The sequence below is a fragment of the Paenarthrobacter histidinolovorans genome, from assembly GCF_014647595.1.
In the GTDB taxonomy this organism is placed as follows: Bacteria; Actinomycetota; Actinomycetes; order Actinomycetales; family Micrococcaceae; genus Arthrobacter; species Arthrobacter histidinolovorans.
Map to the genome: position 1 here is coordinate 53,356 of NZ_BMPM01000012.1, position 18,210 is coordinate 71,565.

Annotated in this window: 14 protein-coding genes; 4 read left to right on the forward strand and 10 right to left on the reverse strand. The window is 59.1% G+C overall.

Annotated elements, in window-relative coordinates:
* The first annotated feature begins 1 nt into the window (after position 1).
* Complete coding sequence (locus tag IEY62_RS20665) at positions 2-1,048, forward strand: LacI family DNA-binding transcriptional regulator (protein WP_189021284.1); 1,047 nt, start codon at positions 2-4, stop codon at positions 1,046-1,048.
* A 690-nt stretch (positions 1,049-1,738) separates the two neighbouring features.
* Here IEY62_RS20665 and IEY62_RS20670 read toward each other — a convergent pair.
* From IEY62_RS20670 to IEY62_RS20715, 10 genes are all read right to left on the reverse strand, one after another.
* Entirely contained in the window at positions 1,739-2,911 is a 1,173-nt protein-coding gene (locus tag IEY62_RS20670) for a pyridoxal phosphate-dependent aminotransferase (protein ID WP_189021285.1), read from the reverse strand.
* Between the two features lie 374 nt (positions 2,912-3,285).
* The gene (gene ald, locus IEY62_RS20675; RefSeq protein WP_189021286.1) at positions 3,286-4,404 is read right to left on the reverse strand and encodes an alanine dehydrogenase; all 1,119 of its coding nucleotides are present in this window, start codon (positions 4,402-4,404) and stop codon (positions 3,286-3,288) included.
* A 301-nt stretch (positions 4,405-4,705) separates the two neighbouring features.
* Positions 4,706-5,875: a pyridoxal phosphate-dependent aminotransferase gene (locus IEY62_RS20680; protein WP_189021287.1), complete on the reverse strand. Its 1,170-nt coding sequence runs from the start codon at positions 5,873-5,875 to the stop codon at positions 4,706-4,708.
* A 35-nt stretch (positions 5,876-5,910) separates the two neighbouring features.
* Complete coding sequence (locus tag IEY62_RS20685) at positions 5,911-6,864, reverse strand: oligopeptide/dipeptide ABC transporter ATP-binding protein (protein WP_189021288.1); 954 nt, start codon at positions 6,862-6,864, stop codon at positions 5,911-5,913.
* A gap of 28 nt (positions 6,865-6,892) precedes the next feature.
* Entirely contained in the window at positions 6,893-7,921 is a 1,029-nt protein-coding gene (locus tag IEY62_RS20690; RefSeq protein ID WP_189021289.1) for an ABC transporter ATP-binding protein, read from the reverse strand.
* Positions 7,918-8,598, reverse strand: coding sequence for an ABC transporter permease (locus IEY62_RS20695; RefSeq protein WP_189021290.1), 681 nt, complete (start codon positions 8,596-8,598; stop codon positions 7,918-7,920). The genes IEY62_RS20690 and IEY62_RS20695 overlap by 4 nt, the downstream gene beginning before the upstream one ends.
* Positions 8,599-8,789: 191 nt before the next feature.
* Positions 8,790-9,734 (reverse strand): ABC transporter permease, encoded by a 945-nt coding sequence (locus IEY62_RS20700; RefSeq protein WP_189021291.1) that lies wholly within the window; start codon positions 9,732-9,734, stop codon positions 8,790-8,792.
* A gap of 22 nt (positions 9,735-9,756) precedes the next feature.
* A complete protein-coding gene (locus IEY62_RS20705; protein ID WP_189021292.1) occupies positions 9,757-11,292 on the reverse strand; it encodes an ABC transporter substrate-binding protein in 1,536 nt (511 codons plus the stop codon).
* A 98-nt stretch (positions 11,293-11,390) separates the two neighbouring features.
* Positions 11,391-12,395 carry a proline racemase family protein gene (locus tag IEY62_RS20710; RefSeq protein WP_189021293.1) on the reverse strand — a complete coding sequence of 335 codons (1,005 nt, stop codon included), beginning with the start codon at positions 12,393-12,395 and terminating at the stop codon, positions 11,391-11,393.
* A gap of 316 nt (positions 12,396-12,711) precedes the next feature.
* Positions 12,712-13,647, reverse strand: a complete 936-nt coding sequence (locus tag IEY62_RS20715; protein WP_189021294.1) for a LysR family transcriptional regulator — start codon at positions 13,645-13,647, stop codon at positions 12,712-12,714.
* 96 nt (positions 13,648-13,743) lie between these two features.
* On the opposite strand from IEY62_RS20715, the gene IEY62_RS20720 reads away from it, so the two are divergent.
* Genes IEY62_RS20720 through amaB form a run of 3 tightly spaced genes read left to right on the forward strand, consistent with a single transcriptional unit; the run spans position 13,744 to position 17,982 of the window.
* Positions 13,744-14,946, forward strand: coding sequence for an NAD(P)/FAD-dependent oxidoreductase (locus IEY62_RS20720; RefSeq protein ID WP_229785487.1), 1,203 nt, complete (start codon positions 13,744-13,746; stop codon positions 14,944-14,946).
* A gap of 46 nt (positions 14,947-14,992) precedes the next feature.
* Positions 14,993-16,405, forward strand: coding sequence for a 2-oxoadipate dioxygenase/decarboxylase (hglS, locus tag IEY62_RS20725; protein WP_229785489.1), 1,413 nt, complete (start codon positions 14,993-14,995; stop codon positions 16,403-16,405).
* Positions 16,406-16,443: 38 nt separating this feature from the next.
* Entirely contained in the window at positions 16,444-17,982 is a 1,539-nt protein-coding gene (gene amaB / locus IEY62_RS20730) for an L-piperidine-6-carboxylate dehydrogenase (RefSeq protein ID WP_189021295.1), read from the forward strand.
* Positions 17,983-18,210 lie beyond the last annotated feature (228 nt).

An 18,210-nucleotide genomic window follows, 5' to 3' on the forward strand; every position in this document is an offset into this window, starting at 1 on the left:
AATGGCAGGGACTGGGCAACACCGGGTCACGGTCAAAGACGTTGCTGTGCTTGCCGGGATCAGCACCGCTACAGTGACAAGGGTTCTGCAAGACTCCGAGAAAGTCATCCCTGAGACGCGGGCCAGAGTTATGGCGGCCGTCGAGCAGTTGGGCTACCGTCCCAACCCCATGGCCAGAGATCTACGCCACGGAAACCGAGCGGGAGCGGTCGGCCTCGTCATGTCCACGTTCACTAACATGTATCAGGCCGGTGTCGCCGCCGGTGCGGAAAAGGAACTGAGAAACGCTGGGTTGCAACTTCTCATCGGCTCAACAGATGAGGACCCAACGCGCGAGCCGGAACTGGCGCGAGCCATGATCGACCGTAGAGTCAGTGCCCTCATGGTGATGCCTGATGGCAATGAACGCGAGTTCCTCAGCCCCGGCCATCTCTTCGGCACGCCCGTCATTCTCGTCGGCCGGCCCGCCGGTGGTCTCGATGCGGACGTGGTCATGACCGATGACGACCGCGGCGTCGAAGAAGCAACGAACCAGCTGCTCGACCTGGGCCACCGCAGAATAGCGGCTCTTGCCGGGCAAAACAGCTCCTTCCGCGCTAAGCAACGGTTAGGTGGGTTCAGGTCGGCGTTGGCCAATCGGGGCCTAAAGGAGGAGCCGGACCTCGTCGTCGAGAATCTCATCACCCCGGCGCAGGCACGCTCGACTATGGCCGATCTCATGAACCTTGCCTCGCCGCCAACAGCGGTTTTGGCGCTGAACCTTGGCATCAGTACAGGCGTGCTGCTGGACCGCATCGAGAACAACCGCAAGCTCGCTTTCATAGCCCTCGATGAAAGCGAGCTCTCTTCTGGTCTGCACGTCACGGCTCTTGTCCGTGATCCCGAGGAAGTCGGACGACAGGCTGCGAAACTCGCCATCGATAGAATTGCTCAGCCGGAGCTGCCAGCGCGCACGATTACTCTCGCCAGCCACTTGGTGAGACGTGGAACCGGAGAAATCGCGGTAGTGGATGACCGGGAGCCGCTGGAGATGGCGCAACCCAAGTAACGGCTTCCGATCGTTCGGTTGCTCCAGCGTGCAGCAATGTTGAGAACCCCGGGCCTGAACCTACCCGCGAGCTCCCACTGATGGACAGGACGGGCAAACCTTGCGACCGCCGGCGGCTGCCTCTATTTCACCTCAGAGTTCTTTCGGCGGCTCAGGATCGATGTTCCTGATGGCCAGTTGGTCCTGACCGCCGGAACCGGATTGAGTACCACCCCGCAGCTGAGCTGTTTGAAGCGAGGGACGACCAGCACTCCTACCAGTGGCCGAAAAGCCACCTTAGCGGACTACACGTGAAGGTGGTACATCCTCAACAAGTAACCAAATCGTGCCGGCCCCATTTAGTGAAGGCATGATTTCTCCCGCTTGGAAGTACCTGTATGGCTCCACTTCATCCTGGGAGACCCACCACCCACTGATCGGCGCGTGATGGCCCGTGGCGGCGGCGGTTTCTGCGGCTTGGTGATAGCGGGAGCGAACATTCGGCATTGTTGATCCCTTCTTCAAGACCTTGAAATTGGATTGCAGCCGATTCCACGCGAGGACGACGGACGCCAGGTGACCTCTGTCCACGAAGTGCGGGTGGACGGCCGTTTCGTTTCCCGAATTCGAAGCTGTACTCGCTGCTGACTTGGCCATTTGCCCGCTGTCTGGATCCGAGGACGGAGTTGGGCCGCAGGACTGCCAGGACTGTCAGGCAATGGCTTGAACGGTTTCCGCGAAGCGCTTCATACCTTCGTTCAGGCTTTCCATGTCCGTTGCAAACGAAATACGTACGTGTCCCTCTCCAGAGGGTCCGTACTCACTGCCTGCGCGAACGATCACACCGTTGGCCGCAAAACGCTCTGCCATCTGAACCGAGTTCAACTTTGTGGCTATCTTGGGAAAGGCGTAGAACGCGCCTTGGGGCTTCAGGAGGCTCACGCCCGGTATACGGCTGAGAACATCAACCACGGCGTCCCTTCGCTCACGGTAGGACTCGGTCAGGGCGGCAAGATCCTTCTCCGGAGTTTGCAGTGCGATCAAGGCAGCATCTTGAACGAAAGTGTTTAGCGATCCATTGATGGATCGGTGAACCAAATTGATGGCCTCGGCCCGTTCGGGTGAAGCAACAACAAAGCCCACTCGCCATCCCGTCATCGCGTAGGACTTGGAGAACGTGTTCGAGTAGATGACCTGGTCGGCGATTGAATGCAGGCACAAGGAGGAGAGGAAGGGCAACCCGTCGTAAACAATGTCGGCGTAGGCTTCATCGGCCAGCAGTAGAAGGTGAGGATTCTTCTCGAGTATGGCAGCCAGTGCGAGCATCTCGTCAGCTGCATACACACGCCCAGTCGGGTTCCCCGGGTTACACAGAATGATCATTCTCGCGGTCGGGGCCTCTCGCTCAAGGCTCTCCAGGTTCAACCTCCCATCGGCATGGTTGGAGATCCAGATACCGTCGGCACCGGCCATCGCCAGCTGGTCGGCGTAGAGGGAATATGTGGGTTCGGGTATCAGTACTCGGTCGCCAGGGCTAACCATAGCGAACACCGATGCTGCAAGTCCGGCACTACCCCCGTGAGTGATGACGACCTGCTCAGGTTGGATTATGCGACCTGAACGTTCGGAATACGTTTCGGCCAATGCGCGGCGCAGTTCCGGAAGTCCTGATTGAGCGGTGTATCGTGTGCGGCCGCTCTTTAGTGCGCTAATGGCCGCTTGCACCACCGCCCCAGGAGTGCCGATATCCGGTTCGCCCATGGAGAGCGCTACGGATCCGGGCTCTGTCATGCCCAAGGATGCAGGCCGCAGGGAGCTGCGGTGAAGCCTGTTGACGGCTTGCGAGAACGTCTGCGGGTCGGGAAGAATCGAGGTCTTGGTCATGTTGATGTTCCTTGTATAACAATGTCGAATGGTGGGCAGCGTTGTGCTGCGGGTATAGAGGTGGGCGCCACGCCCTCCAGGAAACTGGTGACACGGTCACCCTTTGGATCGGTCATGGTGACCACGAACCTCCTGCAGGACAGGGGTACCGGTTACGCCGTATCTCGCCATAGGTGGAAGCCGCGGGACCTCTCAATGAACTCACGTGTGCTCGGTCCATCCCCTGCCAGCCAGAAAGCTGAGCCATCAGGCAAGACTTCGTCCACGACGCCGTTTCTGTACTGGCTGCCGTCAATCCATACTTCAACAGTTTCGCCCTGTTGAAGCTGCCACCTGCCCGCATTGATGTTCTTCGCGTCCCACATCTTTTTCAACTACGCAGTCACCACTGTGCGCCAGTCGTTGACCAAGGGCAGGTGATGCGCCTCGGAAACGGAGTGGTGTGCCACGTGGCCTGCAGCGGTGTTGAGGCCTGAAGCCAGTGCGGGGTCGCGGTCGAAGGCGGCTTTGACGCCCAGGTTGGCCAGGGCCACGGCGTAGCGCAGGGTGACGTTGGTCAGTGCGTACGTGGAGGTGTTCGGAACGGCGCCAGGCATGTTGGCAACGCAGTAGAAGATCGAGTTGTGGACCTTGTACGTCGGTTCCTGGTGGGTGGTGGGATGCGTGTCCTCGAAGCAGCCTCCCTGGTCCACTGCGATGTCCACCAGGACCGAGCCCGGCTTCATGCGGGATACGAGGTCGTTGGTGACCAGCTTGGGAGCCTTGGCGCCCGGGATCAGGACGGAACCGATCACGAGATCTGCGTCGATAACTGACTTCTCGATCTCGTAGGCGTTGGAGGCAACGGTCTTCAGGCGGCCCTGGTAGAGGGCATCGAGTTCGCGCAGCCGGTTGATGTTGATGTCCATGATGGTGACATCAGCACCGAGGCCCAGCGCCATGGCAGCGGCGTTGGTTCCCGCAACGCCGGCGCCGAGGACAACAACCTTGGCCGGACGGACGCCCGGTACGCCGCCCAGAAGGACGCCCTTACCGCCGGCCGGAGCCATGAGGGAGGAAGCGCCGACTACGACGGAGAGGCGGCCCGCGACCTCGGACATCGGGGCGAGCAGTGGAAGGGTGCGGCCTTCCTGCACGGTTTCGTAGGCGATGGCCGTGACGCCTGAGTTGATGAGCTCTGCGGTGAGCTCGGGCTCTGCGGCGAGGTGCAGGTAGGTGAAGAGGATCAGGCCCTTGCGGAAGCGGTGGTACTCGGCCGCGATGGGTTCCTTGACCTTCATGACCATGTCCGCGCGGCCCCAGACGTCGTCAGCTTCGTTGACGATTTCGGCGCCGGCGATCGAGTATTCCTCGTCGGTGATGCCCGAGCCGAGGCCTGCGCCGCGCTCAACCAGAACGGTGTGTCCGTGGGTGCGGAACTCGTGGACGCCGGCGGCCGTGATGGCTACGCGGAACTCGTTGTTCTTGATTTCTTTGGGGACACCGATGATCATGAGTTGGCTCCTTTGCTAACTGCCTTGCGGCATCTCATTTGTTGGACTCTTATGTCGTTTGCCAGATGGCATCAAGGTTTCGGGTGGGTCGGCAGTGCGGGTTGGCTCATGGTGGCCGCCCGCTGGGGACCATCACGGGGTTCTTGTGCAGCCTGGATAGCCCGTAGTTGATAAAGACTGGGTGCTGTTTCGCTTGGGGTTTCGGTGGCCGTCGGCGGCAGCCTGAATCCAGCCCTTCGTCATGCGAAGGGCTGGATTCAGAGGCGGCTGTCCGCTGGTTCTGGCTGGCGGGGGCGACTCTTTAGGCCAGGATGGTTTCCGTTGTCCCGGTGCGGCTACTGGCTAGCTCCTCAAACAGCTCGCGCAGTCTGATAAGTCCTTCTCGGAGGACCTCTGATGGCACGCAGAACGCTATGCGGATAAAGCCCTCGCCATCTGGACCGTACTCTGCGCCTGAGCGGACTGTTACTCCCTTGGAAGCTGCCAGTTCTACGAGCTCGGCAGAGGTGACACCCAAGTCCACCTTTACGAACGTATAGAAGGCCGCTTCCGGCAACTGCATGCTGACGCCGCGGAGGCCGGAGAGATGTTCCTGTACCAGGTCACGGTTGGCTTGATATCCCAAGCGCATTTCCTCAAGCACTTCAGCGGGGGTATCCAGAGCAGCCAAAGCCGCTCTCTGCACAGCAGTATTAACGGAACCAGCGAGTGTGCGGTGCACAGTGCGGCATGCCTTCATCATTTCAACGGGGCCCGCCATGTAGCCAATACGCCAGCCGGTCATGGCGTAGGACTTTCCGAACGTTTGCGTATAGATGAGCCGGTCACGGAGCTCGGGAATGGCCAGAGCGGATGTGTACTTGAAGCCATCGAAGACGTGATTGTGATAGACCTCGTCGGAAACCACCACAAGATCGTGCCGGTTGGCAATTTCAGCGAGCCCCGCGAGTTCCTCGCGGCTGTACACCACCCCTGTTGGATTCGACGGGTTGGTCAGAACCAGCATGGTGGCACCTTCTGCGGCGTTCTCAAGCTCGGCCAGGTCCAGGTGGAAGTCCTTGGCTAGCGTGCAAAAAACGGGTATCCCGCCAGCGGCGATTACTTGGTCGGCGTGCAGCGAGTACGTGGGATTCGGCAGAACGACCCGGTCTCCGGGGTTGACGAAGGCCATTATGGCCGCGTTGCACGCGGCTGCGGCGCCATGGGTGATGTAGATGCCGTTGGCGGTCCATGGTGTCCCCGCGATAGCGGCGACCCGGGTTGCCAGCGCTTCGCGTAGTTCACTGTCACCGGCGCCCGGTGGATAGTGTGTGTAACCATCCTGAAGAGCCTTTGTCATGGCTTCAATGATGTGCGGCGGGGTTGCGAAGTGGGGCTCTCCGCCTTCGAGGAGGATGAGGTCTCTTTCCGGCATGTGCAAAGGCCGTTGACTGTAGGCGGCAACACGCTGGAAGAGGTCAGAGTTTTTCATGGGGATCGCTTCTCTTAAATCTGCTGACTCGGAGGTCATATGATGGCCGCTGACGCAGCCAGTTCGGCTGCGGGCTTGGTCTGGCCAGCGAAGTGGCATCGTGAATACCAGCCCGTGTCCAGCTGAACGAGTGGTGGAGCGTCGGTAAGGCAGCGTTCCTGCGCGTTAGGACAGAAACTTGCGAACGGGCATGCTGGTGAGCCCTCAAGGATGCGTTCGTTGGTGGGAGTGTAGGTAGTTGTCTTGTCCGGCGCAATAACGGCCGACAGCAGGGCCCTGGTATACGGGTGGTCCGGTTCCGCATGGAGCTGGTCAACGTCGAGGATTTCGACAAGTTCGCCCTTGTACAGGACTGCCACTCGATCACAGAGGTAACCCACTGTCGCAAGGTCATGGGTGATATAGACGACCGTGAGATTGCTCTCGCGTCGAAGATCGGACAGGACGTTGAGTACCTGTGCGCGCGCAGAGACATCCAGCCCCGATACGGGTTCATCCAAGAGCAGGATTTCCGGGTCTGTGCTGATGCTGCGGCCGATTATGACGCGCTGGCGTTGGCCTCCACTCAACTGGTGAGGGAGCCGACCGGCGAGGTCGGGGGAAAGCCCGACCTTTGCCAAGAGTTCCACAGCTTTTGCCCGCCGCGCCCTCTTGGAGAACTTCGTGGTGACCTCAAGAGGTTCCGTGATGGAACGTTCGATGCTGAGGCGCGGGTTGAGCGACGCTGTCGGGTTCTGGAAAACAGCCTGGCATTTCCTTCGCCATTTCAGCTTGTCTGCTTTCGGCAGCGAATGAATGTCCTGGCCCTGGCTCAAATATTCACCACTGGTCTGCCGCTGGGTGCCGAGCAGGACACGGCCGAGAGTGGTTTTACCCGCACCGCTTTCACCAACGATTGCTACCGATTCGCCACGAGCAACCTGCATCGAGATGGACTTGAGAATTTCCTTGTCGCCGACGCGGAAGCTAATGTCACGAAGTTCGATCATTTTATCCTTGCTTTCTGGATTCAAAAGGCTAGGCATTTTCACTCGCATTCCAACACCAAACATCCCCAACACCGCTTCGGCTCGGGGCCGGGAACGACGTATCGCACCGGTCCTGACGCACTGGGCACCGGTTCCTGAAGGGGCATCCCTGGTCGCCGGGCCGGGACACCTCGAAGGTGCCAGGAATCGCCGTCGCCCGTTGGTGGCGATCTTCGTAGCGCGGCGTGGCTGCAAGGAGTGCCTGGGTGTAGGGATGTCTGGCCCCTGTCAGCAGAGCACTGGCCTGGCCGACTTCAACGAGTCTGCCTGCGTACATGACGGCCACCCGATCACACGCCTGCAGTGCCAAACCTATGTCGTGGGTAACCAATAAGACAGCGGCCCCATGCTCTGCGCTGACCTTCTGCAGTAACGCAACAACTGACGCCTGCGTACGGACATCCAATGCGCTCGTGGCTTCATCGGCAATGAGCAACCGAGGCTGCTTCAGCAATGCCATGGCGATTGCTACCCGCTGGTTCATTCCGCCACTGAGTTCATGCGGGAGGCGTCGGGACACAACAGCCTTGTCGAGGCCGACGTCTGCGAGTACTTTCGCGACGGCCTCGTCGCATAGTGATCCTTTTGCGATCCCGGCAGCACGCGCGGACTCGGCCAGTTGCGATCCGATGGTACGAACCGGGTTCAGTGAACCGACCGGGTCTTGGAGGATCGTCGCAAGTTCGAACCTGCGGAGGTTACGCAGTTGTTCCTTGTTCGCGTTGATAACTTCTGCCGGCCCCAACTTAATGGAGCCGTCAACTTCATTCGAGCCCAGGAGGCCGAGGATGGCATTGGTGAGGGTGGTTTTGCCACTGCCGGATTCACCGACGACGGCGACCATTTCTCCCTTGCCGATGCTGAGCGACAGGTCATTCACGGCGATAATGCCGCCGGTCTGACCTTCAAACTTGACGCGGAGCCCACGAACCGAGAGGGCTAGGTCAACTTTGGAGGAAGGGGCACTATTGTCAGGTTCGGTGAGACCCTCAACGGCGCGAGATTGTGCAAAACTCATTTCTTGATCTCCAGTCGTCTGCGGAAGCGATCCCCCAGGATGTTGATCGCCAGAGCCAGCAAGGCCAAGACGATAATTGGGGTGAGTGGCAGCCACGCGTCAGTCTGCAGCTGCAGTCTTGTCTGACCGATCATTGAGCCCAGCGACATCATGGGCGGCTGAACACCCAAGCCCAGGAAGCTCAGAGCAGACTCTTCCAGGACCGCGATGGCAATCGACTGGGTGCCGAGAACGACGACCGACGGAAGAACGTTGGGCAGGAGGTGGCGCAAGACAATTCGCGCGCTGCTGACCGAGGCTACCTTGGCGAGGAGCACAAACTCGCGGTTGCGTAGTACTAGGGCCTCTGCCCGGACAAGCCGGGCGAAAGGAACCCACCCGCTCAAGGCAATGGCGACGACAATGGTCGTCAGGGAGGGTCCCAATGCCACGGCCAGGACCATGGCCACGACCAGGAACGGGAGAGCCATTTGTGTCTCACTCAAACGGTTCACAATTGAGTCCATCCAGCCGCCGCGGTAGCCGCTGACCAGACCGAGCATGACGCCGATGGTGCCTGCCAGTAGGACCGATACCGTCGCCACGAGTGCTGAGATGCGGATGGCCAGCGACAATTGAAGGAGGACGTCACGGCCCAGCTGGTCCGTACCAAGAGGCGCATCCCATGATCCCCCCATCCAGATGGGCTTTCGGAGAGAGTTTGTCAGGTCGACAGTGCCGGGCGAGGCGTCAACGAAGACTGGAACGAAGATAGCTATTGCTGCTGCCAGAACAAGCACAATTGCGCTAGCCCAAACCAGCGGACCTTCCTGAATCTTGCGCAGTTTGGACATCCTTGACGGACGTGTTGGGACAAGTACTCTTTGGCTCATGATTCTGCGCCCCCTGAGAGTTTGATACGCGGGTCAAGAGCCGCGGCCACCAGGTCGGCGACGACATTGAGGAAAACGAACAGGAAAGCGGAAAACAGGACGATTCCAATCACAAGGTTCTGATCTCGGGTTTCGACAGATTGAACAGCCAGGGTGCCCAAACCGGGGATGCCAAAGACAGCTTCAGTTACAACAGCACCGGAGAACAAAGATCCTGCCAAGACAGCGAAATAGCTGATGACGGGAGGCAAACTCGGCCTGACGGTGTGGTTGAAGAATATTTGCGATGGGGTGAGGCCCTTCGTGCGGGCCAGGACAACGAATTCCATTCCCGCACGTTCCCTCATCGAGGAACGTGCGACTCGGGCGACGCCAGCATAAACTGCAAGGCTCAGGGTCAGCGCCGGCAGAATCATTTGATTTGCCTGTCCCCATCCTCCCGACGGGAGTATTCGCAGGTTCACCGCGAATATCACAATCAGAATGATGCCCACCGCAAACGGCGGAACTGCCAAGCCCAGGGTGGCGATAAACGTTACTATGGCTTCGCCTGCCCGGGAGCCGGTAAAACCAGCGATGAAGCCCGAGAGCAGAGCGAGAATCCCGCCGAAGGCCAATGCCAGTCCTGCAAGGGTCAGAGTTATCGGCAAACGTGAGCCAATTACAGCGGCCACAGGCTGGGAGAACGACGTTGAGTTGCCAAGATCGCCTCGCAGCAGCCGGCCAATAAAGGAGGCGAACTGCTCGTAGAGAGGCCGATCATAGCCCAATGCCGTGTTGAGAGTGTCGAAGTCCGCCTGCGTGTAGTTTGGAGGCAGCAGTTGCAGAACTGGGCTTCCAATCATGTGCGTGAGCACAAATATTACAAGGGTGACCAGCGCCATTGTCACGATTCCGCGCAAGACACGGATGCCAATGAATTTTAGCAAAATACGGTCCAATTCTTGAATGCTCGGGCGCCCGCTAACTTACGGGCTGAATTTGAGCAAAGGTGAAGTTTGTTGTCCCAGGAGTTGCCTGCCATTCAATGCCCTTCTTCATTGCGCAGATCTGGTCTGGGTCAACGAGGAAGATGGACGGAGGGTTCTCGTGCACGGCTTTGTTGAAATCCAGGAACCCGGAGACGCGCTCTGCGCCACCCTTAGTGGAAAGCCCTACGAGCTGTTCGTCCAATTTCGGGTCGCACCACATGGAATAGGGGCCGGAGCAGGTGAAGGCGTCGTTGATGGACTGGAAGGAGTCGTAGGTCGTGTTCCGGCTGCGGAACAAGGACAGGTCATCCAGAGACTTGCTCTGAAGCTTCTCCGACCAGGTGTTCGTGTCCATGGGGCGGAGATCGACTTTTACCCCTACTGCCGCCAAATCAGACTGGACTGCCTGGACAATGAGTTCGCCTTGTGGGAAATTGCCGGCCGGATAGTCCAAAATTAAGGTGCGGCTGCGGTCAAATTTGGCCTCGTCCAGCAGCTTTTTGGCTTCTTCGACGTTTTGCTTGTATGGCTCGATCTTGTCCACAGAAACAGTCGGGTCAATCGTCGACGCGAGTGTGGCCTTTCCGCTGAACAGGCTGTCGCGGATGGCTTCAATGTTCACTGCCATGTTGAATGCCCGGCTTACCTTCGGGTCACTGAGTCCCGGGGTCTTGCCATTGAGCAGAACGGACAAGCGGGCGCCGGCTCGGTTCCCCTTCACGGTAAAACCAGAACTTTCCAAGGAAGCGGACTGGGTGACGTCGACATCAACGGCAAAGTCAATGCCGCCGGAGCGGAGAGCTGCCAGTCGGGCTGAACCATCGGTGAGGACCTTGAGCGTGACGTCTTTGTAGGCCGGTTTGGGTGAACCTGTGTAGTCAGCGAATGCTGCCAGTTCCAGGCTCTGGCCCTGCGTTGCTGACGTCAGTTTGTACGGTCCGCTGCCGATCGGCGCCTTCAGGAAGCCATCATTTCCCACTTTGGCGATGTAGGCGGCAGGAACGACCATGCCGGGGAAGTAGGCCAAAACGTTAGGAAGGATCGGGTTGGGCTGCTTCATGGAGATGACCACGGTCTTGTCATCGGGGCTCGAAACTGCCGCTACTGCCGCGAGTGAGCTCGCCTGTGTCGGACCCTTCAACGTGGCGTCGGCGCCCCGTGACCGGTCAATACTGAAGACGACGTCTTTCGCGGTCAGTGGGCTTCCGTCCTGAAACTTCACGCCCTCCTTGATGGTCAGCGTCATCGTCTTGCCGTCGGCCGAGAGCTCCGATTTGGAGGCCAGATTCGGCTGAGGCACACCGTCTTGATCGAACTTGAACAAAGTGTCGTAAACGCTGTAGAGGAAGGGCGCCGCGGAGCCGCCAACTGTCAGCGCGGGATCTACATTCCGTCCCGTGATGTCTGTTGGGTAGCCAACTGTCAGCTTTTCGGCGGCCGTGGGGGTCGGGGCGGCCTCGTTGCCGCTACAAGCCGCCAACGTCGAAGCCATCGCAACAGCCGCGACGGCCGCCATAAGCTTTTTCATTCCTAATGCCATGTCATTCTTCCTTTTCGGACATCTTGGGAATGTCCTGTTCATGAGTAGAGGAGAAAGCCACACTGGGTCAGTGGGGAGAAACGGCTCTAGCCGTGGATGGAGAATCCGTCTTTGAAGACATCGTCTTCTTTGAACACGATCTGGGAGATACCCATGAGGTAGGACTTTGCCGTCAGACGGGGGATCACTGCGAGCTCGCCTTCCTCGCCGGTCACCACGTCGTCAATCACTCCGTGGAACTGCAGGCCAAGAGCCGACTCCTGGGAGAACGACTGGCCGACTTCCAAGCGACCTTTGCCATGTTCGACGGCAAGCCGGGCCGACAGGCCTGTGCCGGAGGGCGTGCGTCCCATGGTTCCCGGAGCATAAAAGTTGGATACCCGGGAGACCGCAGGGTCGTCGGTTTCTTCGGTCAAGACGACGAGTTCGATCGGGTTTACGGTGTCAGTCCGCTTGGCGGCTGCCAAGAAAGCCGTGCCGGCTTCAATTACCCGGCGTTGCTCATCGCCGCTGATTTCAGTGAATTGCAGTGAGTTGATGCCAAAGGTTTTGGCCGGCACAAAAGCGTAAACCAGCCCGCCGTAGCCGAGATCGGCCGTGACGGGACCGAACCCGTCTACCTTGATTTCAGCTGTCCCCAGGTACCGGGACGGAACGTTGCCGATCGCAACGCTCTCAAGTTCGGAGTCGCGGGAGGTGAGTTCCAGGAAGATTTGGCCGGCCACGGTGTCGACCAGAACCTTGCGGGTCTGCTCGCCATCCTCAAACTGAACCACACCTGAATCTACAAGGTACGCGCCAAGGCTGAAGGAGCTGTCCCCGCACATGTCGAAGTAGCCGTCGGGTGAGGTGAACAGGACACCAATCAACGAATCGTCGTTGACCGGGGCAGTGATGATGGCACCCAACATATTCCGGTGTCCACGTGGTTCCCTGCAGAGGGCTGCGCGCAGACCATCGAGGTTGGCTTCAAAATAGTCCTGCTTGTCCTGCATGGTCTCACCTGGTACGGCCGGGAAACCCGAAACAAGAATCCTGGTGGACTGACCATGGTGGTAGTCCCAGCAATTAACGATGCGTTGTGTTTTCACGTGAATTCCTTCTTGGAGCCGCTCGCTCTCGCAGATGACGGGTCCACTTCAAAAGACGAAAGCTGGTGTCAAGCACTCAGCATAGCCGCGCTGCGGGCGGCTGCGGCGAAGATCACGAACCGCATTTCTTACGAGGGGGGCAAGAGTCCCTTATGCTCCGATGTGCCGGGCGTCACGGAGCGGTTGAAGGTTTTTATTGGCAAGCCGGGCCAGAAGTGGCTCAGTTGCCTGGACGAAACAGAGTGGACTGCTAGGACACCCACAAATGCTTTTGCTGCTTAACACCCCTCAGGGAGATCCCTTGCAGCAAGCGTGGTTACCCGCTCGGAAGCGGCGGAGGGGTCGAACCCGATCTCAAGGCAAAGGCATCCGCCAGTGCTGATTGGACGGTCAAGACGCTCACCCGGGCGGTGGTCGAGGAGCGCATCATGGCGATGACATTTCTACCTGAGTCTCCGGGTAGGACCGAGAGCTGACTGCTCGTTGGGCGCAGGACCATCATCAGTGGGGATGCCAGCGTGATGCCGACGCCGGATTCGGCGAGAGCGATTGAAACGGCTGTATCGGTCACGATGTGCCGGACCTTAGGTTCTATCCCTGCCTTCGCGCATGCAAATCTGCATGCCCTGCCGAAATAAGAGTCAACCGGAGGAAGGATCCAGTCTGTGGCGTTGGCGAAATCCACAAGGTTTTCCGAGAGCGCTTGACCCCCCGCGGCAGAAGGCAAGACCATGACAAAGGGCTCGGTGTGAAGTATCCGCGAGACCAAACCTCTTTGCGGAGGGTGCGGCGCATCCGGGTAGCTCAGTCCCAGGGCGATGTCGACGTGACCGTCCAGAACGGCCTCCGGCATTCTTTCGACGTCGATCTCAACGGCCTGAATCAGCAGTTGGGGCGCTGACGACCGCAGGTTCTCAATGGCGGGCCTCACTGCCCAGACGGCCGCGGAACCAAAGACTCCAACAGAGACCACCATCCGCTGCTCAGATTGAGGACCACTCAAGGCGGCGGCTGCCTTGCGCTCCTCTTCCAAGAGCGTACGGGCAAAGCCCAACAGCGTAAGGCCCGTGTCAGTCAAACTAACCCCCCGCCCATCTTTGGCGAACAGAGGGCGCTCAAGGCCGCTTTGGAGGGCGGCCATTTGTTGCGACACCGCTCCGGGCGTGAAGTCCAGAGCCTCCGCCGCAGCAGTCATCGTCCCCAACTCCGCAACTTTCTTGAACGTCTTCAGTTGTTCGAAGGTCCATTTCATATAGCAATTCTATATAGATCTTTCAGAATCTTTCGATTGACCTTAAGCTTCCAGCCCGGAAGTCTTGATACGTCGAACAACCCAGAAGGAACCAAAGTGCAGACAAACCCTCCGGACAGTGTGGTTTCGCTGAGTACCCCTAAGGGCTCGGTGCCCTCGGACGCCTCCGTAGTCATTCTCGGCGGGGGAGTAATCGGTACCAGCATCGCTTTTCACTTGGCCGAGGCAGGGGCGACCGGGGTCGTCCTGATCGAGCGAAACCTGTTGGGGTCTGGCTCATCGAGCAAACCCTTGGGAGGGGTCAGAGCGACCTTTTCCGATCCGGGGAACATCATGTTGGGTCAGCGCAGTCTTGAAGCCTTTGAGAACTTCGGTGAAAAGTTTCGAACGGACATAGGTTTGGAGCAAGTTGGCTACCTGTTCCTTTGCTCCGATGAGAATGCCCTCCTCGACGTTGAGGAAAGCAGCAAAATCCAACGTAACCTCGGCGGATCAAGCCAGATGCTCTCACCCAGGCAGATCAGCGAAATAAACCCATTCATCGACACGTCGTCTCTGCTGGGCGCCTCGTTCTCGCCCCGCGATGGCTTTGCCCAACCCTCGAAGGTAGTCCACGCATATGCTCAAGCCGCCCAACAACTCGGGGTAACCATCCTTCAGGACACCGAAGTCCTTGACATCGATGCCACCGGACACCAGGTCCGGACGGTCCACACGAGCAGAGGTGCGATAGGGACGAGCAGCGTTATCTGTGCCGCAGGTGCCTGGTCGGCACGACTTGGCGCCATGGCCGACGTGTATCTGCCAGTCGAACCCGTTCGTCGGCAAATCGGCCTTACCCGGCAGTCACCCGAACCGCTGCCCAAAGTCCCTTTTACACTGGACCTCGCCACGACTCTATATTTCCACAACTACAGAAACGGTCTTCTCCTAGGGATTTCAAACCAGGACCAGGAACCCGGTTTCTGTCGCGAATTTACTTACGGGTGGCTGGATTCATTCAACCGGGCCGCCGCGATCACCGCCCCGTCCCTCGTTGACCCCGATCTGGAGGCCGGGTGGGCTGGACTGTATGAGAACACCCCGGACCGCAACGCCTTGATTGGTAAGTCACACGACGTGGACGGCTTCTTCTACGCCACCGGGTTTTCCGGTCACGGCTTTCTCCAGGCTCCCGCAGTCGGTGAGCTGATGCGGGACATATGGCTGGACCGGGAGGCATTTATGGACTTCGCCCCCTTCGCTGCGGACAGGTTCGCTGGAGACGCTGCGACCGTCCGAGAAGTCCACATCATCTGACCAAACACTGACCTAAGACCAAACAACATCTTGAAAGGAATCGATAGTGCCGACGGCAACAAAACTGAAGCTATGGGAATTGCGCGCAGAATTCGCACTGCGCCTCTCCGAGCTCTATGGACGTGAAGTACCCGCGTACAACACACTCGTCGACGTCTCACGCGAAGTGAACGAAGACTTCCTCAAGACGCGCGGCGAAGATGCCGAGCGGCTGGGGAGTATCCAACGCGTGACTGCAGAGCGTCACGGGGCAATTCGGGTAGGCTCCGCGCGGGAACTTTCCCAGGTTGCCCGTGTCTTCGCTGGATTCGGGATGTACCCTGTGGGCTTCTACGACCTTCGGGACGCATCTAAGAGTTCGGTGCCGGTGGTTTCCACGGCTTTCCGACCCATCGATGCCGAGGAGCTCGCGAAGAATCCGTTCCGGGTCTTCACCTCCATGCTGACCCACGATGACCGTCGCTTCTTCGACGAGGAGACCGAAAACCGACTCGAGGACTTCATCGGTTCCCGGACCCTGTTCGGCCCCGAACTGCTCGAACTCGCTGACGCAGCGGCACAGAATCAGGAGCTGGAGCCACAGCAGGCAGCACGGTTCCTTGAACTGGCCACCGCAGTCTTCGAGCTCTCTCCCGAAGCAGTGGACCACGACTGGTACTACAAATTGGAAGAGATTTCAGCCGTGGCCGCCGACATCGGCGGAGTGCCTTCTACCCACATAAATCACCTCACACCACGTGTACTGGACATTGACGACCTGTACACGCGCATGCAGGAACGCGGCATCGCCATGATTGAAGAGGTCCAAGGCCCCCCGGCCTGGAAAGGACCTGATGTGCTGCTCCGGCAAACCTCTTTCCGTGCGCTTGCCGAAGAACGGCTATTCCGCCACGCCGACGGCACAATTCGTCCCGGATCGCTTCGGGTTCGTTTCGGCGAAGTAGAGCAGCGGGGAATCGCGCTGACAGAAAAGGGCCGCGATCTCTACGATCGCATGGTTGCCGAAGTTGACGCATGGTTGGCGGCCTCCCCGGTCGGCACCACCCGGACGGAAGTGGCCCGCCAGGTCTGGTCAAAGTACTTGCCCGTCACCGAAGTGGAACTCGCTTTGCAGGGCCTGGGCTTCTTCACCTACCGGGTCGCCGAACGAAACCTCGCTGTTCAGAAGAATTCCGCGACCTTGCGTGAACTCGTCGAGACGGGCGTGCTCATCCCGGAGCCCATCGTGTACGAGGATTTCCTACCCCGCTCAGCCGCTGGAATCTTCCAGTCAAACCTGACCACAGACGGTTCCCGCGACGACGCGCAAATGGGCACACCCTACGACATCGATCGACTGTCAGAGGTCATGGGGACGCAGATCCTAAACCCCAACACCCTCTACGCAGCTCAGCAGCAGGCATCGGTGGACCTTGCCCAGCGCGAACTGAACATCACCATCACAGACCTCCCGGCCTAACAAACCCACGAGCAGAAAACGCTCCGAAAGCAGGAAAAATGTCTACTTTTACCGCATCAATTCCAACAACAGCCGAAATCGCGGAAACTGTCCGCAAGAGTCTTCACTCCATCGGAGTGGACCCCCAACTTCTCGATGGCAGTCGGGAGACAAAATCGCCGATCACCGGCGAAGTCATCGCGCACACGAAATTCCACACCGATGACGAGATCGAAAGCGCCGTCGCGCAGGCCACGGAGACCTTCAAGACGTGGCGCACCGTACCCGCCCCGGTTCGGGGCGCACTGGTAAAGCGCTGGGGTCAGTTGCTGACCGACCACAAAGAAGACATTGCCACGCTGGTTACTGCAGAAGTTGGAAAGATTCACTCGGAAGCTCTGGGTGAAGTGCAGGAAATGATCGACATCGTTGATCTGGCCGTCGGACAGTCCCGCCAGCTGTACGGCAAAACCATGCCCTCAGAACGGCCGGGGCACCGCTTGGCTGAAACCTGGCACCCTCTTGGCGTGGTCGGCATCATCTCGGCATTCAACTTCCCAGTAGCCGTTTTTGCGTGGAACACGGCTTTGGCTCTCGTGGCCGGCGACACCGTTGTGTGGAAGCCTGCAGACGCCACTCGCCTGTCGGCTTTGGCGGTCGACACACTCCTGGCTCGTGCCGCCAAGGACGTGGGCGCCCCTGATGGGATCCACCACTTGCTCCTGACGGATCGTACGGGTGGCCAGAAACTGGTCGAAGACCCCCGTATCGCTCTGGTCTCGGCTACGGGATCCGTGCGCATGGGACAGGAAATTGCGCCCGTGATCGCCAAACGCTTCGGGCGCGCCCTTCTTGAATTGGGCGGCAACAATGGAGCCATCGTCGCGCCGTCAGCCGACCTGGATCTGGCCCTGCGCGGCATCGTCTTCGCCGCCGCAGGGACCGCCGGTCAGCGATGCACGTCACTGCGCCGACTGATCGTTCATTCCTCTATCGCGGACACCTTGGTCAGCCGCATCGTTGATGCATACCGCACCCTGAACATCGGAAGCCCCACCCACGAGGAAACGCTGGTGGGACCACTGATCAACGCCAACAGTTTCAAGGCCCAGCAAGGTGCCTTGAACCAGGCCAAGGAAGAAGGCGGAAAAATTGTGTACGGCGGGGAGCGCGTTCTCGCCGATGACCAGCCGGAGGCATACTATGTCCAGCCTGCGGTCGTGCGCATGCCTTCCCAGTCCGCAGTCGTCCATGACGAGACGTTCGCTCCCATCCTCTATGTCATGACCTATGACACGCTGGACGAAGCCATCGAAATTCACAATAGTGTTCCGCAAGGCCTGTCCTCGGCAATATTCACCCAGGACAATACTGAGGCCGAAAGATTCCTCTCGGCCAGCGGATCCGACTGCGGCATCGCCAACGTCAACATTGGAACGTCCGGGGCTGAAATCGGTGGCGCGTTTGGTGGTGAAAAGGAAACCGGAGGCGGACGTGAATCCGGATCTGATTCCTGGAAGGTATACATGCGCCAGGCCACCAACACCATTAACTTCTCCGGGAAGCTGCCGCTTGCCCAGGGCGTTAAGTTCCTATAAGGCATGTGAAGTGATGAACGGGCAGTCTGAATACTTCCCCGAGCACGGGCAGTCCGGAACTGTGCTCGTGAGCGTCCCCCCGCAAGAGGACTGCGATGGGAACTGCTTTTACTGCATGAGTCCAGAAACCGACTGAAACGTGCGGCCCTTGGAGACTTACTGTCTCGGGGGGCCGCACGTTTTTTCGTCTGAATTTCCCCTGGGAATCATGTGCTGCGGCGGCAACTA